This window comes from Pseudofrankia inefficax (assembly GCF_000166135.1).
In the GTDB taxonomy this organism is placed as follows: domain Bacteria; phylum Actinomycetota; class Actinomycetes; order Frankiales; family Frankiaceae; genus Pseudofrankia; species Pseudofrankia inefficax.
On the sequence record NC_014666.1, the window covers coordinates 425359 to 446868 of the forward strand.

19 protein-coding genes and 1 tRNA gene are annotated in these 21510 nt (G+C 71.4%); 10 read left to right on the forward strand and 10 right to left on the reverse strand.

Annotation, left to right across the window (positions count from 1 at the left end; genetic code table 11):
• Positions 1–93: 93 nt before the first annotated feature.
• Together bagA and bagB are read left to right on the forward strand one after the other, a co-directional pair.
• A complete protein-coding gene (gene bagA / locus FRAEUI1C_RS01720) occupies positions 94–1050 on the forward strand; it encodes an ATPase BagA (protein WP_232425261.1) in 957 nt (318 codons plus the stop codon).
• Positions 1047–2384: an ArsA family ATPase gene (bagB, locus tag FRAEUI1C_RS01725; RefSeq protein WP_013421553.1), complete on the forward strand. Its 1338-nt coding sequence runs from the start codon at positions 1047–1049 to the stop codon at positions 2382–2384. The genes bagA and bagB overlap by 4 nt, the downstream gene beginning before the upstream one ends.
• A 165-nt stretch (positions 2385–2549) precedes the next feature.
• On the opposite strand, the gene FRAEUI1C_RS01730 is transcribed toward bagB, so the two are convergent.
• Positions 2550–2906, reverse strand: a complete 357-nt coding sequence (locus tag FRAEUI1C_RS01730) for a WhiB family transcriptional regulator (protein ID WP_013421554.1) — start codon at positions 2904–2906, stop codon at positions 2550–2552.
• Between the two features lie 618 nt (positions 2907–3524).
• Here FRAEUI1C_RS01730 and FRAEUI1C_RS01735 point away from each other — a divergent pair.
• On the forward strand, positions 3525–6005 hold the full coding sequence (locus FRAEUI1C_RS01735; RefSeq protein WP_013421555.1) for a transglycosylase domain-containing protein: 2481 nt from the start codon (positions 3525–3527) through the stop codon (positions 6003–6005).
• Positions 6006–6055: 50 nt separating this feature from the next.
• Here FRAEUI1C_RS01735 and FRAEUI1C_RS01740 read toward each other — a convergent pair whose 3' ends face one another.
• Positions 6056–6511, reverse strand: coding sequence for a GatB/YqeY domain-containing protein (locus FRAEUI1C_RS01740; RefSeq protein WP_013421556.1), 456 nt, complete (start codon positions 6509–6511; stop codon positions 6056–6058).
• A gap of 150 nt (positions 6512–6661) precedes the next feature.
• On the opposite strand from FRAEUI1C_RS01740, the gene FRAEUI1C_RS01745 reads away from it, so the two are divergent.
• From FRAEUI1C_RS01745 to FRAEUI1C_RS01755, 3 genes are all read left to right on the forward strand, one after another.
• Positions 6662–7600, forward strand: coding sequence for a metallophosphoesterase (locus FRAEUI1C_RS01745; protein WP_013421557.1), 939 nt, complete (start codon positions 6662–6664; stop codon positions 7598–7600).
• 87 nt (positions 7601–7687) lie between these two features.
• Positions 7688–7764 (forward strand) — tRNA-Pro (locus FRAEUI1C_RS01750).
• 99 nt (positions 7765–7863) lie between these two features.
• Positions 7864–8475, forward strand: coding sequence for a LysE family translocator (locus tag FRAEUI1C_RS01755; protein ID WP_013421558.1), 612 nt, complete (start codon positions 7864–7866; stop codon positions 8473–8475).
• Between the two features lie 137 nt (positions 8476–8612).
• Here FRAEUI1C_RS01755 and FRAEUI1C_RS01760 read toward each other — a convergent pair whose 3' ends face one another.
• From FRAEUI1C_RS01760 to FRAEUI1C_RS01780, 5 genes are all read right to left on the reverse strand, one after another.
• A complete protein-coding gene (locus tag FRAEUI1C_RS01760; protein ID WP_013421559.1) occupies positions 8613–9482 on the reverse strand; it encodes an Ig-like domain repeat protein in 870 nt (289 codons plus the stop codon).
• 247 nt (positions 9483–9729) lie between these two features.
• Positions 9730–10467 (reverse strand): response regulator, encoded by a 738-nt coding sequence (locus FRAEUI1C_RS01765; RefSeq protein ID WP_013421560.1) that lies wholly within the window; start codon positions 10465–10467, stop codon positions 9730–9732.
• The gene (locus FRAEUI1C_RS01770; protein ID WP_157734777.1) at positions 10464–12032 is read right to left on the reverse strand and encodes a sensor histidine kinase; all 1569 of its coding nucleotides are present in this window, start codon (positions 12030–12032) and stop codon (positions 10464–10466) included. The genes FRAEUI1C_RS01765 and FRAEUI1C_RS01770 overlap by 4 nt, the downstream gene beginning before the upstream one ends.
• 111 nt (positions 12033–12143) lie before the next feature.
• Positions 12144–12968, reverse strand: coding sequence for an ABC transporter permease (locus tag FRAEUI1C_RS01775; protein ID WP_013421562.1), 825 nt, complete (start codon positions 12966–12968; stop codon positions 12144–12146).
• Positions 12965–13954, reverse strand: a complete 990-nt coding sequence (locus FRAEUI1C_RS01780) for an ABC transporter ATP-binding protein (RefSeq protein ID WP_013421563.1) — start codon at positions 13952–13954, stop codon at positions 12965–12967. Before FRAEUI1C_RS01780 ends, FRAEUI1C_RS01775 begins: the two co-directional genes overlap by 4 nt.
• A 357-nt stretch (positions 13955–14311) precedes the next feature.
• On the opposite strand from FRAEUI1C_RS01780, the gene FRAEUI1C_RS01785 reads away from it, so the two are divergent.
• From FRAEUI1C_RS01785 to FRAEUI1C_RS01800, 4 genes are all read left to right on the forward strand, one after another.
• A complete protein-coding gene (locus FRAEUI1C_RS01785) occupies positions 14312–15184 on the forward strand; it encodes a putative protein N(5)-glutamine methyltransferase (protein ID WP_013421564.1) in 873 nt (290 codons plus the stop codon).
• Between the two features lie 95 nt (positions 15185–15279).
• Positions 15280–16119, forward strand: coding sequence for an ABC transporter ATP-binding protein (locus tag FRAEUI1C_RS01790; RefSeq protein ID WP_232425262.1), 840 nt, complete (start codon positions 15280–15282; stop codon positions 16117–16119).
• Between the two features lie 117 nt (positions 16120–16236).
• Positions 16237–16962, forward strand: coding sequence for an ABC transporter permease (locus FRAEUI1C_RS01795; RefSeq protein WP_232425263.1), 726 nt, complete (start codon positions 16237–16239; stop codon positions 16960–16962).
• The gene (locus FRAEUI1C_RS01800) at positions 16959–17993 is read left to right on the forward strand and encodes an ABC transporter substrate-binding protein (RefSeq protein ID WP_013421567.1); all 1035 of its coding nucleotides are present in this window, start codon (positions 16959–16961) and stop codon (positions 17991–17993) included. Before FRAEUI1C_RS01795 ends, FRAEUI1C_RS01800 begins: the two co-directional genes overlap by 4 nt.
• A gap of 21 nt (positions 17994–18014) precedes the next feature.
• Here FRAEUI1C_RS01800 and FRAEUI1C_RS01805 read toward each other — a convergent pair whose 3' ends face one another.
• The 3 genes from FRAEUI1C_RS01805 to FRAEUI1C_RS01815 form a co-directional block, all read right to left on the reverse strand.
• The gene (locus FRAEUI1C_RS01805; protein WP_013421568.1) at positions 18015–18302 is read right to left on the reverse strand and encodes a hypothetical protein; all 288 of its coding nucleotides are present in this window, start codon (positions 18300–18302) and stop codon (positions 18015–18017) included.
• Positions 18303–18464: 162 nt separating this feature from the next.
• On the reverse strand, positions 18465–19115 hold the full coding sequence (locus tag FRAEUI1C_RS01810) for a TetR family transcriptional regulator (RefSeq protein ID WP_013421569.1): 651 nt from the start codon (positions 19113–19115) through the stop codon (positions 18465–18467).
• 164 nt (positions 19116–19279) lie between these two features.
• Positions 19280–21499, reverse strand: a complete 2220-nt coding sequence (locus FRAEUI1C_RS01815; RefSeq protein ID WP_013421570.1) for an acyl-CoA dehydrogenase family protein — start codon at positions 21497–21499, stop codon at positions 19280–19282.
• Positions 21500–21510 lie beyond the last annotated feature (11 nt).

Below are 21510 nucleotides of genomic sequence, written 5' to 3' on the forward strand. Positions count from 1 at the left end.
GCCCGACCGGGGTCATCGGTGGCCAGGCAGGCATCGGAGGCCGGACGGGTAGCGGAGGCCAGACAGGGGCCATGGCTGCGCCGGCTGCACGTGGTGACCGGCAAGGGTGGCACCGGGAAGACGACGGTCGCCAGCGCGCTGGCGCTCGCCCTGGCGACCGGCGGGCAGCGGGTGCTGCTCACCGAGGTCGAGGGCCGCCAGCAGATCGCGCAGGTCTTCGACACGCCCCCGCTGGCCTACCGCGAGCGGCGGGTGGCCAGCGCCCCGGGCGGCGGCGAGGTGTACGCGCTCGCCGTCGACGCCGAGGAGGCGTTGCTCGAGTACCTGGAGATGTTCTACAACCTGCGCGGCGCGGGGAAGGTCCTCGGCAAGATCGGCGCCATCGACTTCGCGACCACGATCGCTCCTGGCGTGCGGGACGTGCTGCTCACCGGCAAGATCAAGGAGGCGGTGAACCGCCCGGACGGTACCCGCCCGAGCGGCCTCGCCTATGACGCCGTCGTCCTGGACGCGCCGCCGACGGGCCGGGTGACCCGGTTTCTGAACGTCGCGCACGAGGTCGCCGGACTCGCGAAGATGGGGCCGATCCGGTCCCAGGCCGACGGCGTGCTCAAGGTGCTGCACTCCGGGCAGACCGCCGTGCACCTGGTGACGTTGCTGGAGGAGATGCCGGTCCAGGAGACCGTCGACGCGGTCGAGGAGCTGCGCGCCGCGAACCTCCCGGTCGGCGCGGTCGTCGTGAACATGATCCGCCCGCCGATGCTCGGTCAGGCCGACCTGACCGCCGCCCGCGCCGGGACGCTCGATCTGGAGGAGCTCGCCGCCGGGATCAAGGAGACCGGCGTCGAGCCGACCGCCGAGCTGGTCGGCGAGCTCGCCCGGGAGGCCGCGCAGCACGCGGAGCGGGTCGCGCTGGAGGCGGCCCAGCGGATCGCGGTCGAGGCGCTGGACCGGCCGGTCTACGAGCTTCCGCTGGCGGCTGACGGGATGGACATGGGGATGCTCTATCGCTTCGCGGAGATGCTGCGCGCGCAGCGGATGGTCGCGTGAGCCCGGCCGCGAACGGCGACGGCGGCCCGCCCGCGCGGCCGAAGCGGTCCGCGCCGCCCACCGGCCGGGCGAAGACCCCGGCGGCGAAGAAGCCAGCGACGAAGGGGACCGGTACCGCCAAGGAACGTTCGGGCAAGGACGAGCCGGCCCCCGTCGTCCGGATTCACGCGCGGGTGCGCCCGCAGCCGGCGGGAGTACCGCGCCTCGACATCGACGAGCTGCTGGCCACCGAGCGGATCATCGTCTGCTGCGGATCCGGCGGGGTGGGCAAGACGACGACCGCCGCCGCGCTCGCGTTGCGGGCCGCCGAGCAGGGCCGGGCCGTGGTCGTCCTGACGATCGACCCTGCGCGCCGGCTCGCGCAGTCGATGGGCCTCACCGAGCTGGACAACACCCCGCGGGAGGTGCTCGGTGTCGACCGGTCGGCCGGCGGGCGCCTCGACGCGATGATGCTGGACATGAAGCGGACGTTCGACGAGATCGTCCTGGCGCACGCCACGCCGGACCGGGCGGAGCAGCTGCTCGCGAACCCCTTCTACCAGTCGCTGTCGTCGTCCTTCTCCGGCACGCAGGAGTACATGGCGATGGAGAAGCTGGGCCAGCTGGACGCGGCCGACGACTGGGACCTGATCGTCGTCGACACCCCGCCGACCCGCTCGGCCCTGGACTTCCTGGACGCCCCGAGCCGGCTGGGCGCGTTCCTGGACGGCCGGCTGCTGCGGCTGATGCTGGCGCCGGCGAAGGCGGGCGGGCGGGCGTACGCGAAGGTGCTCGGTGTCGGGTTCGGCGTGTTCACCAGGGTGCTGACCAAGGTCATCGGAACCCAGCTGCTGACCGACCTCAGCCAGTTCGTGACGGCGCTGGAGACGATGTTCGGCGGTTTCCGCCAGCGGGCGGAGAAGACCTACCGCCTGCTCGGCGCTCCCGGTACGTCGTTCGTCGTGGTCGCGGCCCCCGAGGTCGCGGCGCTGCGGGAGGCGAGCTACTTCGTCGACCGGCTCGACGCGGACGGCATGCCCCTGGCCGGCCTGGTGATCAACCGGATGCACCAGAGCGACGGCAGGGTGCTGACGACGGAGCGGAGCCTGGCCGCCGCGGAGAACCTGACCGAGCACGGGGAGCATCCGCTGGCAGCCGCGGTGCTTCGGGTGCACGCGGACCGGCTGCGGCTGGCGGAGCGGGAGTCGAGGCTGCGCGAGCGGTTCACCTCGGTCCACCCCGACACGCCTCTGGTCGAGGTCGAGGCGCTGGCCGAGGACGTCCATGACCTGGCCGGCCTGCGCGAGATCGGCGATGCGCTCGCGGGTGACGTGCGTCTCACTCGCGCGATCTGAGAAACCTGGCGCCCGCCTGACTCAAACGTGTTATTGCGTCGGCGGCGCATTTGTGAATTGTCCGCGCACGGCTACTTACGGTGAGCAGTCTCGCGGACGTGCCCCCGGATCCCGCGCGCGACGCTGCGCCGGGGTCCGTCGGGACGGTGTTCGGGCGTGGTGCTGTCAGCCGGTCGAGGTGGTCCGGTGGTCCGCCTGGGCGTCAGCGAGCAGCTTCCGCCAGGAGCGGACGTCCGGGCGGCGTCGCAGCAGCGCGCGGCGTTCCCGTTCGGTCATGCCACCCCACACGCCGAACTCGACGTGATTGTCGAGGGCGTCGGCGAGGCACTGGGTCCGCACGAGGCAGCCGAAGCAGCGGGTCTTCACCCGGTTCTGCGCGGCGCCCTGCACGAACAGCTCATCCGGGTCGACGTCGCGACACGCGGCGAGCGCGGTCCAGTCGCCATCGGCGATGCCGCTGACGAGACGGGTGGTTCCGCCACGGCGAGCCGTGGAGACGGCCGGAGTTGGGCTTCTGGTCATGCCACCTGCCTTTCGAGAGAGACCGTGGTCAAGGGACCCGTGCGGGTGACGTGGCGTCGTTGGCGTCGTGCGAAACCGTACGGAGTGCGGTGGCCACGGCACAGACCCCACTCGGGTGGTTATCTGGATGACTAGTCCGGGCCATTGATGTCGAACCAGACTGTAGGTCCGTCGATGACATCCACGTGTCGTTCGTGTGACAGGACGGTCCTGTTCTGAGTTCGTTCGTTTCTCGCCTGTTGCCTCACCTCCCACCGGTCTCGTCGGCGCTGCCTCGGTGGCACGTCCGGGCGTTGACCTGCCCGAATGCACACCGTCGGCGACCGGTCGACCGCCGACGCGGGCGCCGGGGACGCGGTTCGTGACCGGCCGGCGGCCGTTGGGCGCAAGGTGTTGATTGCCGCGGAATGGGGGTGAGACCGCCGCGGCGTGCCGTCGCGAGCGTGCGCGCGTCACTGGTTGGACAGTCGGGCGAGGTAACCTCAGCCCGCCGCCCGCTGGCAGCGCGCGCCACTGGTCCGTGCATGGGTGGAACGATGAGGCCTGCGGACGTCGATGGGCAAGTGGTGTGCATCCGTGGGGGATCGGTCTGGGGGGCGGACGGAGGTTCCGAACCATGTGGGCACACGCGTGAAGCCCCGCGCGAAGACCGGCGGCAGTTCTCAACGCCCGGTCCGCGCTGATCGACGGGTCACTATTCGACGCCTTTCCGGCGCGCTGTTCGCAAGTGCCGCCGCCGGCCTCGTCATCGCGCTTCTCGCGGCGCCGTTCGTCGGACTGGTCGGCATTTCGGCGAAGTCCGGGGCCGATGAGTTTCTTGCCCTGCCGGAGAATCTGACCGTCGGCCCACTGGTCGAGCCGTCGACGATTCTCGACGCCCGCGGCAACGTCATCGCGACCCTCGTCGGCGACCAGTACCGCGAGGTCGTGCCGCTGTCGCAGGTGCCGCAGGTGATGCGCAACGCCATCATCGACATCGAGGACGCGCGTTTTTACCAGCATTCCGGCGTCGACTACAAGGGCATGATCCGCGCCTACGTCGCCAACCGGAACAACGGTTCGGTCACCCAGGGCGCGAGCACAATCACCCAGCAGTACGTGAAGAACGTCCTGCTGCAGGCGGCGACCACTCCGGAGGAACGCAAGGCGGCGACCGCCCAGACCGTCGACCGGAAGCTGCGCGAGGCGCGGTACGCGCTCTACCTCGACCAGCACCTGCCCAAGGACAAGATTCTCGAGGGCTACCTGAACATCGCCTACTTCGGTGACGGGGCCTATGGCATTCAGGCCGCCGCCAAGCGGTACTTCAACGTCGATGTCTCCCAGCTGACGCTGCCGCAGGCCGCGATGCTCGCCGGGCTGGTGAAGAATCCGACGGCCTATGACCCGATCCAGCACCCCCAGTCCGCCCAGGATCGGCGCGGCCTCGTCCTGGACGCCATGCAGACACACGGCCACATCAGCGCCGCCGACCTCGTGGCCGCGAAGGCGGCCCCGCTCGGGCTCAACCTGCGGCCGCACTCGGCGGACTCCTGCGCCGACTCGACCACGCCGTTCTTCTGTGACCAGATCCGGCAGATGCTGCTGGCCGACCGGACCTTCGCGCCGAGCAGCGAGGCAGCCAGCAAGCTGCTGTTCGACGGCGGGCTGACCATCCACACGACGCTTGACCCGGTGGCGCAGGCGGCAGCCGACTCGTCCGCCCGCACGATCGTGCCACCGGGCAACCGGGTCGCCGCGGGTGTGGCGATGGTGCAGCCGGGTACCGGCGCCGTGCTCGCGCTGACCGAGAACCGCGACTACGGCTCGACCGACGACGGCCAGCCGCCGGCGACGACGACCGACTTCGTGCACACGAAGGAGGTCTACCCGACCAAGGAGACGTCGTTCTCGCCCGGCTCGACGTTCAAGATGTTCGCGCTCGCCTCGGCGCTGGAGCAGGGGCTGCCGCTGTCGACGACGTTCATGTCGCCGGCCTGCTACCACTCCGACCAGTTCCCCAACCCCAAGCCGAACGACTGCTATGCGAACGCCGACCCGAGCGAGGCCGGGCCCTACTCGCTGACCACCGCGACCTGGAACTCGGTCAACACCTACTACGTGCAGCTCGAGCAGAAGATCGGCGTTCTGAAGATCGCAGAGATGGCCCGCCGGCTCGGCGTGAGCTCGTGTCGGGTGCAGCCGCAGACCGCCAACCTGCAGACCAACTCGCCCTGCCACAAGTTCGAGGGGGTCGGCTCGGTCGACGGCTCGTTCGTGATCGGCTCGAACGAGATCAGCACGCTGGACCTGGCCACCGCGTACGCGACGATCGCCGCGCACGGCGAGCGCTGTGACCCGGTGTTCATCACCTCGATCACCCAGCAGATCGGCGGCGCGGACCGCCTGGTGAACTACACCAAGCCGGGCAGCTGCGAGCAGGTCCTCAACCCGACGGTCGCCGACACCGTGACCTCGGTGCTCGAAGGCGTGATCAGCCATGGCACCGCGACCGCCAACGGGCAGATCGGCCGCCCGGCCGCCGGCAAGACCGGTACCGCCGAGGACTTCACCACCGCCTCGTTCGTCGGCTTCGTCCCGCAGCTGGCCACGGCGGTCACCCTGGCCGACCCGCGCGGCCCGCAGTCCCATCCGCTGCGCAACGTCCTGGGCTACGCGCACGTCTACGGCGGCGACCTACCGACGAAGATCTGGTCGAGCACGATGCGCCAGACCCTCGACGGGCTGAAGCTCCCGGTCGAGGCGCTGCCGCCACCGGACAACACCCAGCCGGTGCTGCCGAACGTGGTCGTGCCGAACGTCGTCGGCGCGCTCGCCCCGGCCGCGGTGGCGTTCCTCCAGTCGCAGGGATTCTCGGCCCAGGTCCGGGGGAACCCGAACAGCGTCGTGCTGCTGCAGTACCCGTCGGCGGGCAGCCAGGTTCCCGCCGGGCAGACGATCGCGCTGGTCACGCCCGGCGGCTCCATCGCCGGCCTGGCCGCGCTGGACCCCGGCGGGACCCAGACCCAGGGCCAGGACCCGAGCCAGAACCCGACTCCGCCGGCCGGTACCGGCACCGGCCGGCGAGGCGGTCGGCCCCCGACCGCGAACTCCGGCTAGGAGACCGCCGTCCGGGGCCGGACCGGTCGCGCCGAGCGAGGCCCGTGGCGTCAGGCCGTCAGCCGCGCCTTGACGAGGCCGGCGACCTTGCCGCCGTCGGCGCGGCCGGCGACGATCGCCTGCACGGCCTTCATGGCCGGGCCGATCGCCTTCGGCCCGGCGAAGTCGCCGTCGGCGAGCACCTTGTCGACGATCGCGGCGAGCTCGTCGTCGCCGAGCTGCTTCGGCAGGTAGTCGGCCAGGACCTCGCCCTCGGAGCGCTCCCGGGCGGCCTGCTCGGCGCGGCCGGCGCCTGCGTAGGCGTCGGCAGCCTCGCGGCGCTTGCGGACCTCCCGGGTCAGCACCTTCTCCACTTCGTCGTCGGTGAGCTCGTGGGCCGACTTGCCGGCCACCTCGGCTTCCTTCACCGCCGAGATCGCGAGTCGCAGCGTCGACGTCCGCAGCTCGTCCCGGGCCTTCATCGCCGTCGTCAGGTCGGCGCGCAGCCGCTCCTTCAAGGTGTTCATGATTCCCGCAGCCTAGGTTCGTGCCCGAAGTCTGGTCACCTTCATTTTCGCCGCGGCCGCGGCGGGCGGCAGCGCGCAGGCCGGTTCGCGCGATGGCGGCCGGTCCGACCGCCCCCGGTTGGAGCGGCGACGGTGGGTGAGACTGGACGAATGCGAGGAGAAACGCGGACAGTCTGGCCAGCGGCGCGCCGGGTGGCCGGCGGGCTGGCGTTGCTGGGGGCCGCCACCGTCGGGTACGGCGTGTACGAGCGGGACGCCTACACGCTGACCAGGCGGGAGGTGCCCATCCTCGCTCCGGGCGCGGCTCCGCTGCGCCTCCTGCACCTGTCCGACCTGCACGTGACGCCCGGTCAGACCCGCAAGTTCGACTGGCTGGGGGAGCTCGGCCGGCTGGTGCCCGACCTGGTCGCCATGACCGGCGACGTGCTGTCGCACCAGGACTCGTCCGCGCCGCTGCGCCGGGCACTCGCGCCGCTGTACGCCTTCCCCGGGGTCTTCATCCCGGGCAACAACGACTACTACGTGCCGAAGCCGCGCAGCCCGCACCACTACTTCAAACGCCACCCCGGCGGCCCGCACAAGGGGCCGGCGCTGGACTGGGACGGTTTCGCCAAGGACCTCGTCGCGGACTCCGGCTGGCGCGACATGACCCACGTGCACGACGTCCTCACGATCGGCGGGCGGCGCCTGGACGTCCGCGGGGTCGACGACGCCCGGTCACGGCGGGACCGGGTGGCCCTGGTGGCCGGTCCGCCCGAGCCGGGGGCCGACGTCGTGCTCGGCCTCTCGCACACGCCCGAGCCGCGGGTCCTGGACGCCTTCACGGCCGACGGCGTGCAGCTGACGCTGTCCGGGCACACCCACGGCGGCCAGATCCGGCTGCCGTTCGTCGGGGCGCTGGTCACCAACTGCGGCCTGGACCCCAGCCGGGCCCGCGGCCTGTCCCGGTGGAGCGCCGCCGGCCCGGACGGCGCGCAGCGGATGTCCTGGCTGCACGTCTCGGCCGGTCTCGGCACGTCGCCGTACGCGCCCATCCGCCTCGGCTGTCGCCCCGAGGCGACCCTGCTCACCCTCGTCCCCGCCAGGTAGATCGCCGCGGGAATGGGTGGGCCAAGTCGGCGCGACCCATCGGCCTGGACCCAGGATCCATCGGGTATGCTGACCATCGTTGGTCAGCGGGGTGTGGCGCAGCTTGGTAGCGCGCTACGTTCGGGACGTAGAGGCCGTGGGTTCGAATCCCGCCACCCCGACCAGCAAAGGATCGCGATCATCGGTCGCGGTCCTTTTTGCTGTTCGGGGCCCAGTTCCGGTGATCCTGCGGGCCGTGGCTCGTCGTGGGTCACAATCCCGGCATGAGCCTGGCATTTCTGGTGACCTCGTTGGCGATCGTGGCGACGCCGGGGACCGGGGTGGTGCTGACCGTCGCGGCCGGCCTGCGCTCGGGGCGACGGGTGGCGGTGGTGACCGCGCTGGGGTGCACGCTGGGGATCGTGCCGCATCTCGCGGCGGCGGTCACCGGGACGGCGGCCCTGCTGCGGGCCGGCGGCCTCGCGTTCGAAGGACTGAAGATCGCGGGCGTGTGCTACCTGCTGTACATGGCCTGGTCGACCTGGCGTGACCAGGGGATTCTGGCCGTCGACGAAAGCGGGCCGCCGGTGTCGACGGCGCGGACCATCGGAAACGCGGTCCTGGCCAACCTGCTGAACCCGAAGCTGACCTTGTTCTTCTTCGCGTTCCTGCCCCAGTTCGTCAACCAGGGCGGCGCGGGCGCGACGACGCGGATGGTGGCGCTCGGCGGCATGTTCATGGCCATGACCCTGGTGGTGTTCATCGGCTATGGCCTCTTCGCCAGCTACCTGCGCCGCCACCTGATCGACCGGCCGAACGCCGTCCGGCGGCTCCAGCGCTTCTTCTCGCTCAGCTACCTCGGCCTCGGCGCCAAACTCGCCACCACCCACCGCTGATCGCGCCGGCCGGAAACCGCTCATGATCGCCGTTTCGGCCCTCGGATGGTCGCAAAACGGCGCGGACGACGACCACCGCAGGGCTCACACGGCGATCATGAGCGGAGAAACGCGATCAAGGGCGCCCGGGGGCGCGCCTAACTGGTGGGGGCGGGGAGGAAGGTGAACAGGACCATCACGCGCCACGGGGTGAAGGTGTCGTCGCCCGCGTAGTTGATGTAGATCGGGTAGTTGTCCTGCCTCGTCGTGCCCGATGTCAGGTACGGCGACGGCGGGACGGTGAGAGTCGCGTGACCGGTCGCGTCCAGGGTTGCTTCGGCCGTGTCGAAGGCGAAGCTGGAGTCGTTAGTGACCTTCCCGGTCGGGATGCCAGTCACGCCCGGGATCGGGCTCACCTGTATGTCGACGGTGATCGGCTGTCCCCAGACGACGGTGCCGCCCGGTACCGACGCGGTGATCGTGACGTTGGTGACGTCGATCTTGCCCGTGTCATGGGCCGGCTGGTAGCTGGCGTCGCCGCTGTAGTCGTAGGTGAACGTGTGCCGGCCGGGCGCGAGCGTGAGGTTGAAGTGGCCGCCGTAGTACCCGTCGGTCGGGTCGTAGGCGACGTTCACCTGGCCGATCAGGGTGCTTCCCTCGTGGATGAGGAACGTGCCGGTCAGCGCGGGGTTGGTGCTACCGCCGTACGGGATGACGCCCACGGAGAAGACGCCGTTCGAGTAGTTGCCGCCGAGGTAGACCGCCTTGCGGCTGTCAGCCGTCGGCGTCGGCGATGTGGATGCGGTGCTCCCGGTCGACGTCGGCTTGACGGTCGGGGTCGGCGTGGTCGCCGGGGTGCTGGTCGACGGGGTGGGCGTCGGGGACGAGGTGGCGACCGGGCCGCTGCCACCGGGGCCGGGGCCGGTCAGCGCGCAGCCCGTAAGCAGGGCGGCGCAGGTCGCGGCGGCGGCGACGCTGACCGCCGTCAGCCGGGCGTTCCGCTGGCGCGTGAGACGTCGCGACCGCATGCATACCTCCAGGTCAACCGGTGGGAACCAGCGGACGCCTATGCGTCGCGGGCGGCTCGCGGACCGGGTCGAACCGGTCCGAATCGGCCCGGGGCGCACACGCTACTGATGGCCGTGCGCCATTCAAGACCGCGTGGGCAGGTTTGTGCCGCCGTGGTGTCGCGAACGGCCGTCGCGTTTGCGGGAGAGGGCGATTGTTCGGCTGGGCCCGCGCGTCAAGCGCGGCGGGCTCAGTCTCGCGGCGGGCTCAGCCGTCGTGGCGGGGCGGGTTGGCGGACGGGCGGATGAGGCCGGTCTCGTAGGCGAAGACGACGGCCTGGACGCGGTCGCGCAGCTCCAGCTTGGCCAGGATGCGGCCGACGTGCGTCTTGACGGTCGCCTCGGACAGGACGAGCCGGGCCGCGATCTCGGCGTTCGACAGCCCGGCCGCGACCTCCCCGAGCACGTCGCGCTCCCGGTCGGTGAGGCGGTCGAGCCGATCGGTTCCGGCGGTGCGCCGGTTGGCGACACGGCCGGCCGGTCGGTCGGGACCGCCGTCCGCCGAGGCGTCCGGGTCGGGCAGATGGTGCGCGAAGGCGTCCAGAAGGCGTCGGGTGACGTTCGGAGCGACGACGGCGTCGCCCGCGGCGACCGTGCGGATCGCGGTGAGAAGGTCGGCCGGCGGCACGTCCTTGAGCAGGAAGCCGCTTGCCCCGGCGCGCAGGCCGGCCAGCACGTACTGGTCCAGGTCGAACGTCGTCAGGATCAGCACCCGGGACACGCCGCCCGCGGCGGCGATCCGTCTGGTCGCCTCGATGCCGTCGACACCGGGCATCCGGACGTCCATCACCACGACGTCGGGGGAGAGTTCGGCGGCCAGCGCCGCGGCGGCGGCTCCGTCGCCGGCCTCGCCGACGACCCTCAGGTCCGGCTGCGACTCGATCACCATCCGGAATCCCATCCGCAGCAGCGGCTGGTCGTCCACGAGCAGCACGGTGATCGTCATGGGCGCGGGGCTCCCTCGGAGTATCGACTCGCCTCAGTCCCCGGCGGCGTGGCGACCGCGCGTGCCGGCGGCACTTCAGGCGCCTGGCCGGTCGCCGCGACCGGTGGCGGTCCCGCCGGGGCGACGATGCGCGCGGCCACCCGCCACCCGCCGGCCCCGGGGCCGGCGACGAGCGTTCCACCGTGGAGCGCGGCGCGTTCCCGCATGCCCGAAATCCCCCGGCCGGGTGACCTCGGCCCCTCGGCCACCGACCGGTCCGACCCGTCGTCGGGAGCCGACCCGGTGTCGGTGATCTCGATGTCGACTCCGCTGGGATCGAATCCCAGCCGGACCACGGCGTTGGCCCGTGGCCCGGTGTGCTTGAGGACGTTGGTCAGCGATTCCTGAACGATCCGGAAGACCGTCAGCTCGGCGTCGGTCGGCAGCTCCCGGCGCTGGCCGGTCACGAGGAACCCGACGGTCGGCCCGGCGTGCCGGACCTGCTCGATCAGCCGGTTGAGGTCGGCGATCCGCGGCTGGGGCGCCCTGGCCGGCTCGTCCGGGCGAGGCCCACCGTCCAGGCCCGGCCCGGCGGCATCACCCCACTGCTCGACGACGTCGAGGCCCGGGTCGCCGGCTGGCCAGTTCCCGCTGAGCGCGCCGTCGGGGCCGAGGCCACCGTCCGCCGGCTGGGTGAGGCCGCCGTCGTCTCGCAGGACGCCGAGCAGGCTGCGCATCTGCGCGAGGGCCTCCCGGCCGGTGGCCGACACCGATTCGACCGCCTTGGTCGCGCGGCGTACCCGCTGGTCCTGCGGGTCCGCCGCGTCGCCGAGCAGGTCACGCAGGGTGTAGCCGGCGCCGTCGGCCAGCGCGATCATGACGGAAAGGTTATGCGCCACGATGTCGTGCATCTCGCGGGCGATTCGGGAGCGTTCGCCGGCCGCCGCCAGCCGTGCCTGCTGGTCACGTTCACGCTCGGCCCGGTTGGCGCGGTCGGTGATCGAGGCCACGTAGGCCCGACGGGTGTTCGCGTTCACGCCGAGCACCCCGGCCGCGACCGCCGCCGGCAGGAAGACGAGCGCCACCCCGACCCGGTCGACTGCGCGGACCTGCGGCAGTCTGACGCAGAACCAGAGGATCCAGGCCGTGACGGACGCGGCGGCGGCCGAGGTCGCCCGCCGTGAGCACCACTTCGCGACGGTGTAGAACTCGATCAGCAGCGACGTGAACGTGCCGAACGACGGCACCCACAGCAGGATCTGCGCCAGCGACACCAGGGCGCAGACGACGAACGTCCCGAGCGGGTAGCTGCGCCGCAGGCACAGCGGCGCCGTCGCCGCGAGGGTGAGCAGCAGGATCGCGCCTTCCGGCCCGTGCGGCGGCAACGCCAACGGCACCAGCGCCAGGACGCAGACCGCGAGCGCCAGCGTGGAGTCGACGAGGACGGGGTGGGCGCGCAGCGCCGTCCCGATCCGGCTGTGCCGCATCCGGCCGAAGACCACGCCGGGAACGTCCGGCGGGTCCTGCCGGACCGCCAGCGCTGTCAGCCCGGCCCGGCCGCGGCGCCAGTGGCCGAACGATTCCATAGGACCCATCGTGACGCCTTCGAGCTCGGTGGGGCGGTTTGCCGGGAACGGCCAGTCCGGCGGGCCCATGGCGCCGCCGGACCGGTCCTGGACGACCTGTCGAGATCTTCGTCAGACGTCCCGCCGGGCGAGGACGAACGCGCCGGCGACCAGCCCGACGACGGTGTAGAGGGACATCACGACGAAGCACAGCCCGGGGGAGAGCTGATGGGTGACGCTGGGCGGGCTGGTCGACGCCATGCCCTCGCCCAGCAGGGTCGGCAGGAAGCGCGCCGCGGGCTGCCAGCTTTCCGGCAGCAGCCCGAACAGGATCGGCAGTCCCAGCAGGACACCGAGCAGCGCCGACACCGCGCCGGCGGTGTGCCGAAGCAACGCGCCGAGGGCGAGTCCGAGCAGGCCGACGAGGGCCAGGTACCCGGCGGCGCCGAGCACCGCACGGGCGGCTCCGGGGCTGCCGAGCGTGACTCCGACGCCGTGGTGTGACAGGGGCACCTGGCCGACGAGGAACGAGACGAGCGCGGCGACCAGCATGAGCACGAACGACGCCGCCCCGAAGACGGCCACCTTGGCCCACAGCACCGGAAGCCGCTTCGGCACCAGGCCGAGCGTGGCCCGGATCATTCCGGTGGCGTACTCGCCGGTCATCGTCAGCACCCCGAGCACGCCGATGGGGATCTGCGCCAGCAGGAGCCCGCCCAGCGACTGGAACACCGGGTCCTGGTCTCTGGACTGGACCTCGGCCGGAGACCAGTGGTGCGAGGCCTGCAGGCAGAGGGGAAGGCCGAGGCCGATGAGCAGGAGGACCGCTGAGCCAAGCGTCCAGCCGGTCGAGCGCAGGGACCGCAACTTGACCCATTCCGAGTGCACGACCCGCAGCTGGGTGACATCTCCCGTGCCCACGCCGAGCCGGGCGTCCGCGATCGTCGTGGTGTTCATCGGTTCCCTCCGCGGGTCGACGGCGTCGCGGTGGCGAACTCGACCGCGTCGCGGGTGATGTCCATGAACGCGTCCTCCAGCGAGGCGAGGCGCGGGCTGAGCTCGTAAAGCGTGATTCCGTGCGCGCGGGCCAGGTCGCCGATCCGTTCGACCGGGAGACCCGCTACCTCGATCGAGTCGGAAATGGTCAGCTGCGGCGGAATGCTGCTGACCGCTCTGGTCGCCGGATTTCCGGCGGTGGCGGGCGAGAAGCTGACCGTCGCGCCCGCCTGGGCGAGAAGCTCGGCGAATTCCGCGGCCTGTGGGGAGCGGACGTGGACCCGGCTGCTGGAGGCGGCGCGGACGAACTGCTCGACCGTCGTCTCCTGGATCAGTCGGCCTCGGCCGATTACGACCAGGTGGGTCGCGGTCAAGGCCATCTCGCTCATGAGGTGCGAGGAGATCAGAATGGCCCTCCCCTCGGCGGCCAGCCCGCGGAGCAGATCCCGAATCCAGCGGATTCCCTCGGGGTCGAGCCCGTTGACCGGTTCGTCGAGGATCAGCGTCGACGGGTCGGCGAGCAGCGCGGAGGCGATTCCCAGCCGCTGGCCCATGCCGAGCGAGAAGCCGCCGGCCCGCTTCCCGGCCACCTCGCGCAGGCCGACCAGGTCGATCACCTCGTCGACCCGCCGCGTCGAGACACCGTGGGTCGCGGCGAGCGCCAGGAGGTGATTGCGCGCGTTGCGACCGGAGTGGATCGAACGTGCCTCCAGCAGGGCGCCGACATGCCGCGCCGGTGCCCGCAGCTCGCGGTAGGGCCGGCCGTCTACGAGCGCGATGCCGCTGGTCGGCCGGTCCAGGCCGAGAATCATGCGCATCGTCGTGGACTTGCCCGCGCCGTTCGGGCCCAGGAAACCGGTGACCACTCCAGGCTGAACCGTAAACGAGAGGTCCTCGACAGCGACCTTGCGGCCATAGCGTTTGGTGAGCCCCTGCACCTCGATCATCGGTGCACCTCGATCATCGGAACCTCACGTCCGTCGCCTTCCGTGCCGGTCGCGTCCTGGTGGCCGACCGGCTGTTGACAAGGCAGAACGTTAGAGATCTCCGCCTGCGCCGCCGACGCCCGCGAGACCGATCTTTGTCCGGTCCGGGGTCCCCCTCAGGTCGTAGGCCGTACACCTTGAGAGGTAGTCGGTCCGCGCGACGCGCGACCCTGATCGGGTACAGTGCGGCCTGCGTAGCGACGGCCCGAGGAGGTGAGACCCATCAACGTCCAGACAGGGTGGGTGCTCCCGTTTCCGGGCCGTGCGGCTGATCCGCGGCGGCGGTGACCGGGAGAGCCCCGTTCGGAAAGGCTCCTGATGTCGCTCTCCCCGTCGTCGCCGCTTTCTTCGGCGCCGCATTCATCGTCAGTTCCGGCCCCGCGTGCGCGTGACAACCTGATCGCCAGGCTGCGGGCGGCGGGCTGCGTTTTCGCCGAGGACGAGGCCGCGCTGCTGCTCGCCGCGGCCACCGACCAGGCCGAGCTGGACCGGCTGACCGACCGGCGCGTCGCCGGCATTCCGCTGGAGCACGTCCTCGGCTGGGCTGAGTTCCATGGCCAGCGGATCCTCGTCGACGACGGCGTCTTCGTGCCGCGCCGGCGCACCGAGTTCCTCGTCGACCTCGCGGCCGGCCGCTGGCTCGCGGACCGGGCCGCGGAGGCGGTGCCGCGGGCGGCAGTCGTGGTCGATCTGTGCTGCGGCTCCGGCGCTCTCGGCGCCGTCGTCGCGGGCCTGCTGCGGTCGTCCGGGGTGGAGCTGCACGCGGCCGACATCGATCCCGCCGCGGTGCGCTGTGCTCGGCGCAATCTCGCTCCGCTCGGCGGTCAGCTGTATGAGGGCGACCTTTACGCGGCCCTGCCGGTGGGGCTGCGAAACCGCGTCGATCTCCTGCTCGTGAACGCGCCCTACGTGCCTACGGCGGCGATCGGCCTGATGCCGCCCGAGGCCCGGGAGCACGAGTCGCCCGTCGCGCTCGACGGAGGCTCCGACGGGCTCGCCGTGCTACGCCGAGTGCTGGCCGGTGCGGGCGACTGGCTGGCCGTAGGCGGACGCCTGCTGGTCGAGACCAGCGAGGCGCAGGCGACGGAGCTGATCGCGGCCGTCTCGGCCGCCGGCCTGGCCGGTGAAGCGGTGCATTCCGAGGAGCACGACGTCACCGTGGTCCTCGCGACCAGGCCCGCTCATCGCTGAACCCACGGCCACGGTGCCGTCCGCCGCGGAAAGTGATGTGAGCCGGGCCAGCTTGACCCGGTATGCCGCTGGTCGGTTGTATCGGCCAGCGTGGCGTGGTCGGTGGCGGCGTGACTGAGGCTGGGATTCGGCTGACCGGTGTTACGCGGAGCTACGGCGATGTCCTCGCGGTCGAGGGGGTTGATCTCGCCGTTCCGCGCGGCCGCCGGCTCGCGGTCGTGGGGCCCAGTGGTTGCGGCAAGTCGACGATCCTGGGCCTGATGAGCGGTCTTGACGAGCCGGATCAGGGCGTGGTCGACGTACTCGGCGCCACCGACCAGGCGGCTCGGTTGGCCCGGTGCGCGTGGATGCCGCAGCGCGACCTGCTGCTGCCGTGGCGATCGGCCCTGGCGAACGCGGCGGTCTCCCTGGAGAACCGTGGGATCTCGCGGCGCGAGGCCCGAGCGGTCGTCCGGCCGCTGTTCGCCCGGTTCGGGCTCGCCGGGTTCGAGGAACACCGGCCGCGGCAGCTATCCGGTGGCATGCGGCAGAGGGTCGCCTTTCTGCGGACCTTCGTCGCCGGCAAGGAGGTGCTGCTGCTGGATGAGCCGTTCGGGGCGCTCGATGCGATCACCCGTGCGGAGGCGCAGGACTGGCTGCGCGCCGCCCTGGAGGCAGAGCCCCGCACCGTCGTGCTCGTCACCCACGACGTCGAGGAAGCACTGTTGCTGGGCCACGAGATCGTCGTCCTGACCGGTAGGCCGGGCAAGGTGGCCGCCAGCTACGCCGTCGACCTGCCCGCCGCCGCCACTCGCCGCGAGCTGCTGGCGACGCCCGAATTCATCCAACTGCGCGACAAGGTGCTCGCCGCCCTGGAGCAACGGCCGTCGGCGCCGGTCGCTGCCGTGAAATCCGCCGATGGCAGCCCTAACCCGGTGCGACGGGCGGAGGGCTGATCGATGTCGTCAACGGCGCAAGCGCACGCAGCAGCCCGGACCGGGAATCGGACGGCAGGGCGCCAGGGGAGGCTTGTCCGGGTCTTCCGGCGTTATGGCCCGGCCGCGGTCGTTCTGGTGGCGATCCTGGCTGCCTGGGAGCTGGCCACCGTCGTGTTCGGTGTCGAGGACTACATCCTGCCGGCGCCGAGCGCGGTCGTCCGTGCCCTGGTTGACCGCTGGAACGGCACGTTGGCGAGCGCCACCTGGGTGACCCTGACCGAGGTCCTGCTCGGGTTCGCGATCGCGGTGGCCGCCGGGCTGGTGACCGCGTCCTGCCTGCATTTCTCGCGGATCGCTCGGGCGGCGCTGTATCCCTGGCTGATCGGCTCCCAGACCGTGCCCGTGGTCGTGATTGCCCCGGTTCTCGCGATCATTTTCGGCTACACGCTGACGCCGAAGCTGATCCTCGTCGCGCTGCTCTGCTTCTTTCCCATCGTGGTCGCGACGCTGGACGGTCTGGCGGCCGTCGAGCCGGACCTCGTCCGGCTGATGCGAACCCTCTATGGCAGTCGCTGGGCCATCTTCCGACGAGTGGAGCTGCCGGCTGCGCTTCCGTCCATGTTCACCGGGCTGCGGCTGTCGGCGGCGTATGCGGCGACCGCCGCCGTGTTCGGCGAGTATTCCGGTTCCTCCGACGGCCTCGGGCATGTGATGCGCCAGGCCGTTCCGCAGTTGCAGAGCGCGCTGGTCTTCGCCGCGATCGCGCTGCTCTCCGCGATGTCTGTCGCCTTGTTCGTGCTGGTCACCGTCCTGGAGCGGTTGCTGGTCGGCTGGGCTCACGAAGGGAAGAAGGTCCGATGAGAGCTCACCGATCTCGGCTGCTGACCGGCCTGGGTGCCGCTTCGGCACTGATGGCCGGAGTACTTGTGCTGACTGCCTGCGGCGGGGGCACCAAGTCGTCCGACGCGGGTGGCAGCGCGCAGACCCGCAGGACGACCGTGCTCCTGGACTGGGACCCGAACCCGGACCACGTCGCCCTCTATTCGGCCCGCGCGGCCGGCTACTTCAAGGCCGCCGGTCTCGACGTCACGCTCCAGTCGCCGTCCGACCCGTCCGACCCCACCAAGCTGGTCAGCACCGGAAAGGTCGACCTCGGCATCTCCTACGAGCCGGAGACCATCATCGCCGGGTCTCAGGGCCTGGATGTCGTGTCCGTCGGCGCGTTGGTCCCCACCGCGCTGACCTCGGTCATCGCGACGGACAAGTCCCGCGTGCACTCCATCCCGGATCTGGCCGGCGCTCGCGTCGCCACGGCCGGGCTCGCCACCCAGGACGCGTTCCTCAAGACGATCCTTGCCCAGAACCACGTCGACGCCGGCTCGGTGAAGAAGGTCGACGTCGGCCAGGACCTGATCGCCGCGATGGTGACCGGCAACGTCGACGCGACCCTGGGTGGCTTCCGCAACGTCGAAGCGGTCCAGCTCGAAGCCCAGGGGCTGAAGCCGACGGTCATCCCCGTCACCGCCGCCGGTGTCCCGAACTACGCCGAACTGGTCGTCATCGCCAAGGCGAGCCGGCTGAAGTCCGACCCGGCCTATCGGCAGCTGGTCCGCGACTTCCTGGCCGCTCTCGCCAAGGGCAACGCCGCCGTCCTGGCCGACCCCGCGACCGCCGCCGCGACGATCGCCAAGGTCGCCCAGGGCTACGACCCGGCTGTCCTGCCCAAGATGGTCGACGCGACCGTTCCCCTGCTGCGTAACGCGGCCGGCTTCGGCCACGAGGATCCGGCCGCCTGGCAGAGCTTCGCGGACTGGATGTCGGCTCAGCAGCTCATAGACAAGCCGGTGAAGGCCGCCGACGTCGTCACCAACAGCTATCTACCGGCAAGCTGAGCGCCGAAGGTCAACCGAAGGTCAGCCGGTGCTCCCGGCTGTCCGGCAGCGTGGGTCGTTCGGCGCGATCGCGACCGAGCCGTAGGCGCTGTCGGAATGGTAGACGACATAGACCATGTTCGGCCCGTCGCATTTGGCCGAAACGTTGCTGAATCCGTCCGGCATGTTGATGAGCCGGGCGGGCTTGTCGTCGTGGCTGGAAACCGGCGCGTCGCGGCCGACCTCCCGGGCCTTCTGCGAGCATCCGGTCGCCGTGGCCGCGATTGCGACCACCGCGAGAAGCGACGCGCCGACCAGGCGGATCCTCATGGGTCTTTCCCCTCGTCCAGTTCACAGTGCTCGCCCATAGTGGCGAGAACCGGAACGCCGAGTCCCCTTTTGTCCCGATTGCGACATGGGACGTGCCCGGAGCGCCCGACCGTCGGGTCTGTCGAAGGGGCCCGCCTGGTCGCCGGCCGTGTCGCCGGAGCGTCAGCCGGCTGCGGTGTCGTCGTAGTCGCGGAGAACGAGGCGGGTGACGTCTTCCAACTGACGGACGAGATCGGGGAAGGTGAGGCGGCCGGCGGTCCAGGAGGCCAGCCCGGACGCGAGCGTCGCATTGATCGCGATCGTCGCCGGCCGGGCGACCTCCGGCGGCACTCCGCTCATCAGGGCGGCCATCACGGTCCGGTTGTCGTCGGCGAGACCGGCGATCTCCTCGCTCGCGAACGGGTCGCTGGCGACCTCGACGTGCGTGACGAGCCGGGCGAAGTTCGGGTGGCGCTGGAAGGCCCGGATCTCCCGGTGCAGAAAGCCGACGACGCGGGTGCAGGCCCCGACGGGCGGCACAGCCGCGGATCCGCTTCTCCCGTGGTCACGGGAGACCTCGCCGCGTACCCGGTCGGTCAGCCGCCGCTGCCAGTCGGCCCAGGCGGCGGCGAGCAGGTGGTCCTTCGACGAGAAATAGCGGTAGGCCGTCCCGAGCGCGACGCCGGAACGCTCGGCGACATCGCGCATCTGGAGCTGGTCCGGCGGCACCTGGTCGATCATCTCGATCACGGCGTCGGTCAGCCGCCGCCGCCGCGCGAGCTGCGCAGCCGTCATCGTGCTCACCGGCTGCGGCAGCGTTTCCTCTTTCGCCACCTTCTCAGGCTACCTGGAAGCCGGTTTCAATCCCGCCAGCCGGAGTGCCACGCGGTATCGGGGCGCTCCGCTCGTCGCATTGACGAGGCTCGGGTCACCCACGAAACAGCGTTCTAGCGACCGGCCGAGCACGGATCGTCCGGCCGGTCGCGACTCGTGGGCCGTCAGCCGCGCGGGAGGCCGAGAACACGTTCGGAGATGACATTGAGCTGGATTTCGATGGTGCCACCGCCGATCAGGTGCGGCGGGATGCTGAGGTACTGGTGGACGGCCGCCGCCGCCGGACCGTCGGCACTCGCGGCCGACGGGCCGAACCAGCGCAGGACACGCGTCCCCACGTCGGTGTTCAGGAAACTGGCCGCCACCTTCGCGACGCTCGCCTCGGCGCCAGGCCGCAGGCCGGAAAGGGTGCGCAGCGTGGAGCGCAACGACATCGCCGACAGCGCGAACGCGAGGGCGTACAGGGCGCCGATGTCGCGGCGAACGTCGCCCGGATCGGTCACGAGCTCGCCGGAGGCGGCGAGCGCGGGCAGGTCCATGCGCAGCTCACGCATGCCGCCCATCGCCACGCGTTCGTTGCCGAGCGTCGTGCGGGCCAGTGCCCAGCCCTTGTCGGGCTCGCCGACGATCCTGTCCTCGGGCACGAGGACGTCGGTGAAGAAGACCTCGTTGAACAGGTAGTTGCCGTTGGCCTCGCGCAGCGGGCGCACGTCGATGCCGGGCGTCTTCATGTCGACCAGGAAATACGAGATGCCGCGGTGCTTGGGGACGTCCGGATTGGTCCTGGCCAGGCAGATGCCGTAGTTCGCACGTTCGGCCATCGAGTTCCAGACCTTCTGGCCGTTGAGCCGCCAGCCGCCCTCGACCTTCTCCGCCCTGGTGGACAGGGCCGCGAGGTCCGAACCGGCCCCGGGCTCGCTGAACAGCTGGCACCAGGTGATCTCGCCGCGCAGCGTCGCCGGTACGAGTGTCGCCTTCTGCTCGTCGGTGCCGTGCGCGAGGATCGTCGGCATCGCCCATTCACCGATGATGGTCTTCGGCTGGGTGACGCCGGAACGTTCGTATTCCTGCTGGATGACGAGCTGCTCCAGCGGTGTCGCCGCGATCCCGTAGGGGCGTGGATAGTGCGGGAGAACCAGCCCCTCATCGGCCAGCCGGCGCTGTCGGTCGGCCGCGGGAAGGCTTGCGACCTCGCCGAGCACCGAGGCGATCCGGGCCCGGAACGCCGGATCCTCGTCCGGCAGTTCGAGCGTGAAGTCGCGGGTCGGCCCGCCGGCGGCGGTCGACTGCCCGGCGGTTTCCCGCGGCGCGCCGCCGACCAGCTCGCCGAGCCGGTGCTCGAAAGCCGAAACCGGCCCGAGCAGGCTTTCCAGCGCCATCGCGCGCCGCCAGTACAGGTGGGTGTCGTGTTCCCAGGTGTAGCCGATGCCGCCCAACAGGGTGACGGTGTCCAGGCCGAGCTCGGTGGCGCCGGCGAGGCACAGAACGGCGGCCTCCGCGGCGGCGAGCGCGAGCTGCTCGTCGCCCTGCTCGACGGCGCGCGCCGCGTCCCAGGCGGCGGCCGACATCGTCTCGACCCGGACCAGCATCCGCGCGCACCGATGCTTGATGGCCTGGAACGAGCCGACCACCTGGCCGAACTGCTCGCGCACCTTCACGTACTCCACACCGGTGGTGAGCAGCCAGCGAGCCACGCCGACCGCCTCGGCGGCGAACAGGACGACCGCGAGCGTGCGCGCGGACTCGGTGTCGAGGGCGACCACCTGTTCGGCGTCGACCCGGACACCGTCGAGCCGGATCCGGGCGACGCCACGGGTCAGGTCGACGGCGGTGGCCGGCTCGACCCGCAGCCCGGGGGCGTCCGGGTCGGTGACGAACCACAGCTCGCCGTCGTCGAGCCGAGCCCCGAGCAGGAGCAGCTCCGCCCCCGCCGCGCCGAGCACCGGGACGCTCACGCCGGACACGGTGTAGCCGCCGTCGCCGGCCGGCGTCGCGCGCAGCCCGGCGGCGGCCAGGGCGCTCGCGCCGAGAGTTCCGGCGGCCAGCCCGGGCAGATGCCGCTTGCGCAGGTCGTCGCCGCCGTGGTGGGCCAGCAGCGCGCTGGTCAGCACGGTCGGGAGCAGGTGCCCGGGCACCAGGCCGCGGGCGGTCTCCTCCAGCGCGACCGCCAGCTCCACGTAGCCCGCGCCGGCACCGGCGAACTCCTCGGGCAGGTGCAGCGACGTCAGCCCCAGCTCCACCAGCCCGTCCCAGTACGGAACCGGTTTTCCGGCCGCGTACTGGTCGAGCTCGGCGCGGGTCGCGGTGGACGGGGCATGGCGGGTGACGAAACCCCGCACGGAGGCAGCGAGCGCGGAGTGCTCCTCCGTCAGGCCAATCGACACGACGACTCCTC

Bases quoted from the DNA above. Each gene is read 5' to 3' on its own strand.
- FRAEUI1C_RS01780 (WP_013421563.1), bottom strand. From the start codon at position 13,954: ATGATCGAGGTGCAGGGGCTCACCAAACGCTATGGCCGCAAGGTCGCT.
- FRAEUI1C_RS01770 (WP_157734777.1), bottom strand. From the start codon at position 12,032: ATGGAATCGTTCGGCCACTGGCGCCGCGGCCGGGCCGGGCTGACAGCG.
- FRAEUI1C_RS01740 (WP_013421556.1), bottom strand. From the start codon at position 6,511: ATGAACACCTTGAAGGAGCGGCTGCGCGCCGACCTGACGACGGCGATG.
- FRAEUI1C_RS01800 (WP_013421567.1), top strand. From the start codon at position 16,959: ATGAGAGCTCACCGATCTCGGCTGCTGACCGGCCTGGGTGCCGCTTCG.
- FRAEUI1C_RS01745 (WP_013421557.1), top strand. From the start codon at position 6,662: ATGCGAGGAGAAACGCGGACAGTCTGGCCAGCGGCGCGCCGGGTGGCC.
- FRAEUI1C_RS01755 (WP_013421558.1), top strand. From the start codon at position 7,864: ATGAGCCTGGCATTTCTGGTGACCTCGTTGGCGATCGTGGCGACGCCG.
- FRAEUI1C_RS01805 (WP_013421568.1), bottom strand. From the start codon at position 18,302: ATGAGGATCCGCCTGGTCGGCGCGTCGCTTCTCGCGGTGGTCGCAATC.
- FRAEUI1C_RS01785 (WP_013421564.1), top strand. From the start codon at position 14,312: ATGTCGCTCTCCCCGTCGTCGCCGCTTTCTTCGGCGCCGCATTCATCG.
- FRAEUI1C_RS01765 (WP_013421560.1), bottom strand. From the start codon at position 10,467: ATGACGATCACCGTGCTGCTCGTGGACGACCAGCCGCTGCTGCGGATG.
- FRAEUI1C_RS01775 (WP_013421562.1), bottom strand. From the start codon at position 12,968: ATGAACACCACGACGATCGCGGACGCCCGGCTCGGCGTGGGCACGGGA.
- FRAEUI1C_RS01760 (WP_013421559.1), bottom strand. From the start codon at position 9,482: ATGCGGTCGCGACGTCTCACGCGCCAGCGGAACGCCCGGCTGACGGCG.
- FRAEUI1C_RS01730 (WP_013421554.1), bottom strand. From the start codon at position 2,906: ATGACCAGAAGCCCAACTCCGGCCGTCTCCACGGCTCGCCGTGGCGGA.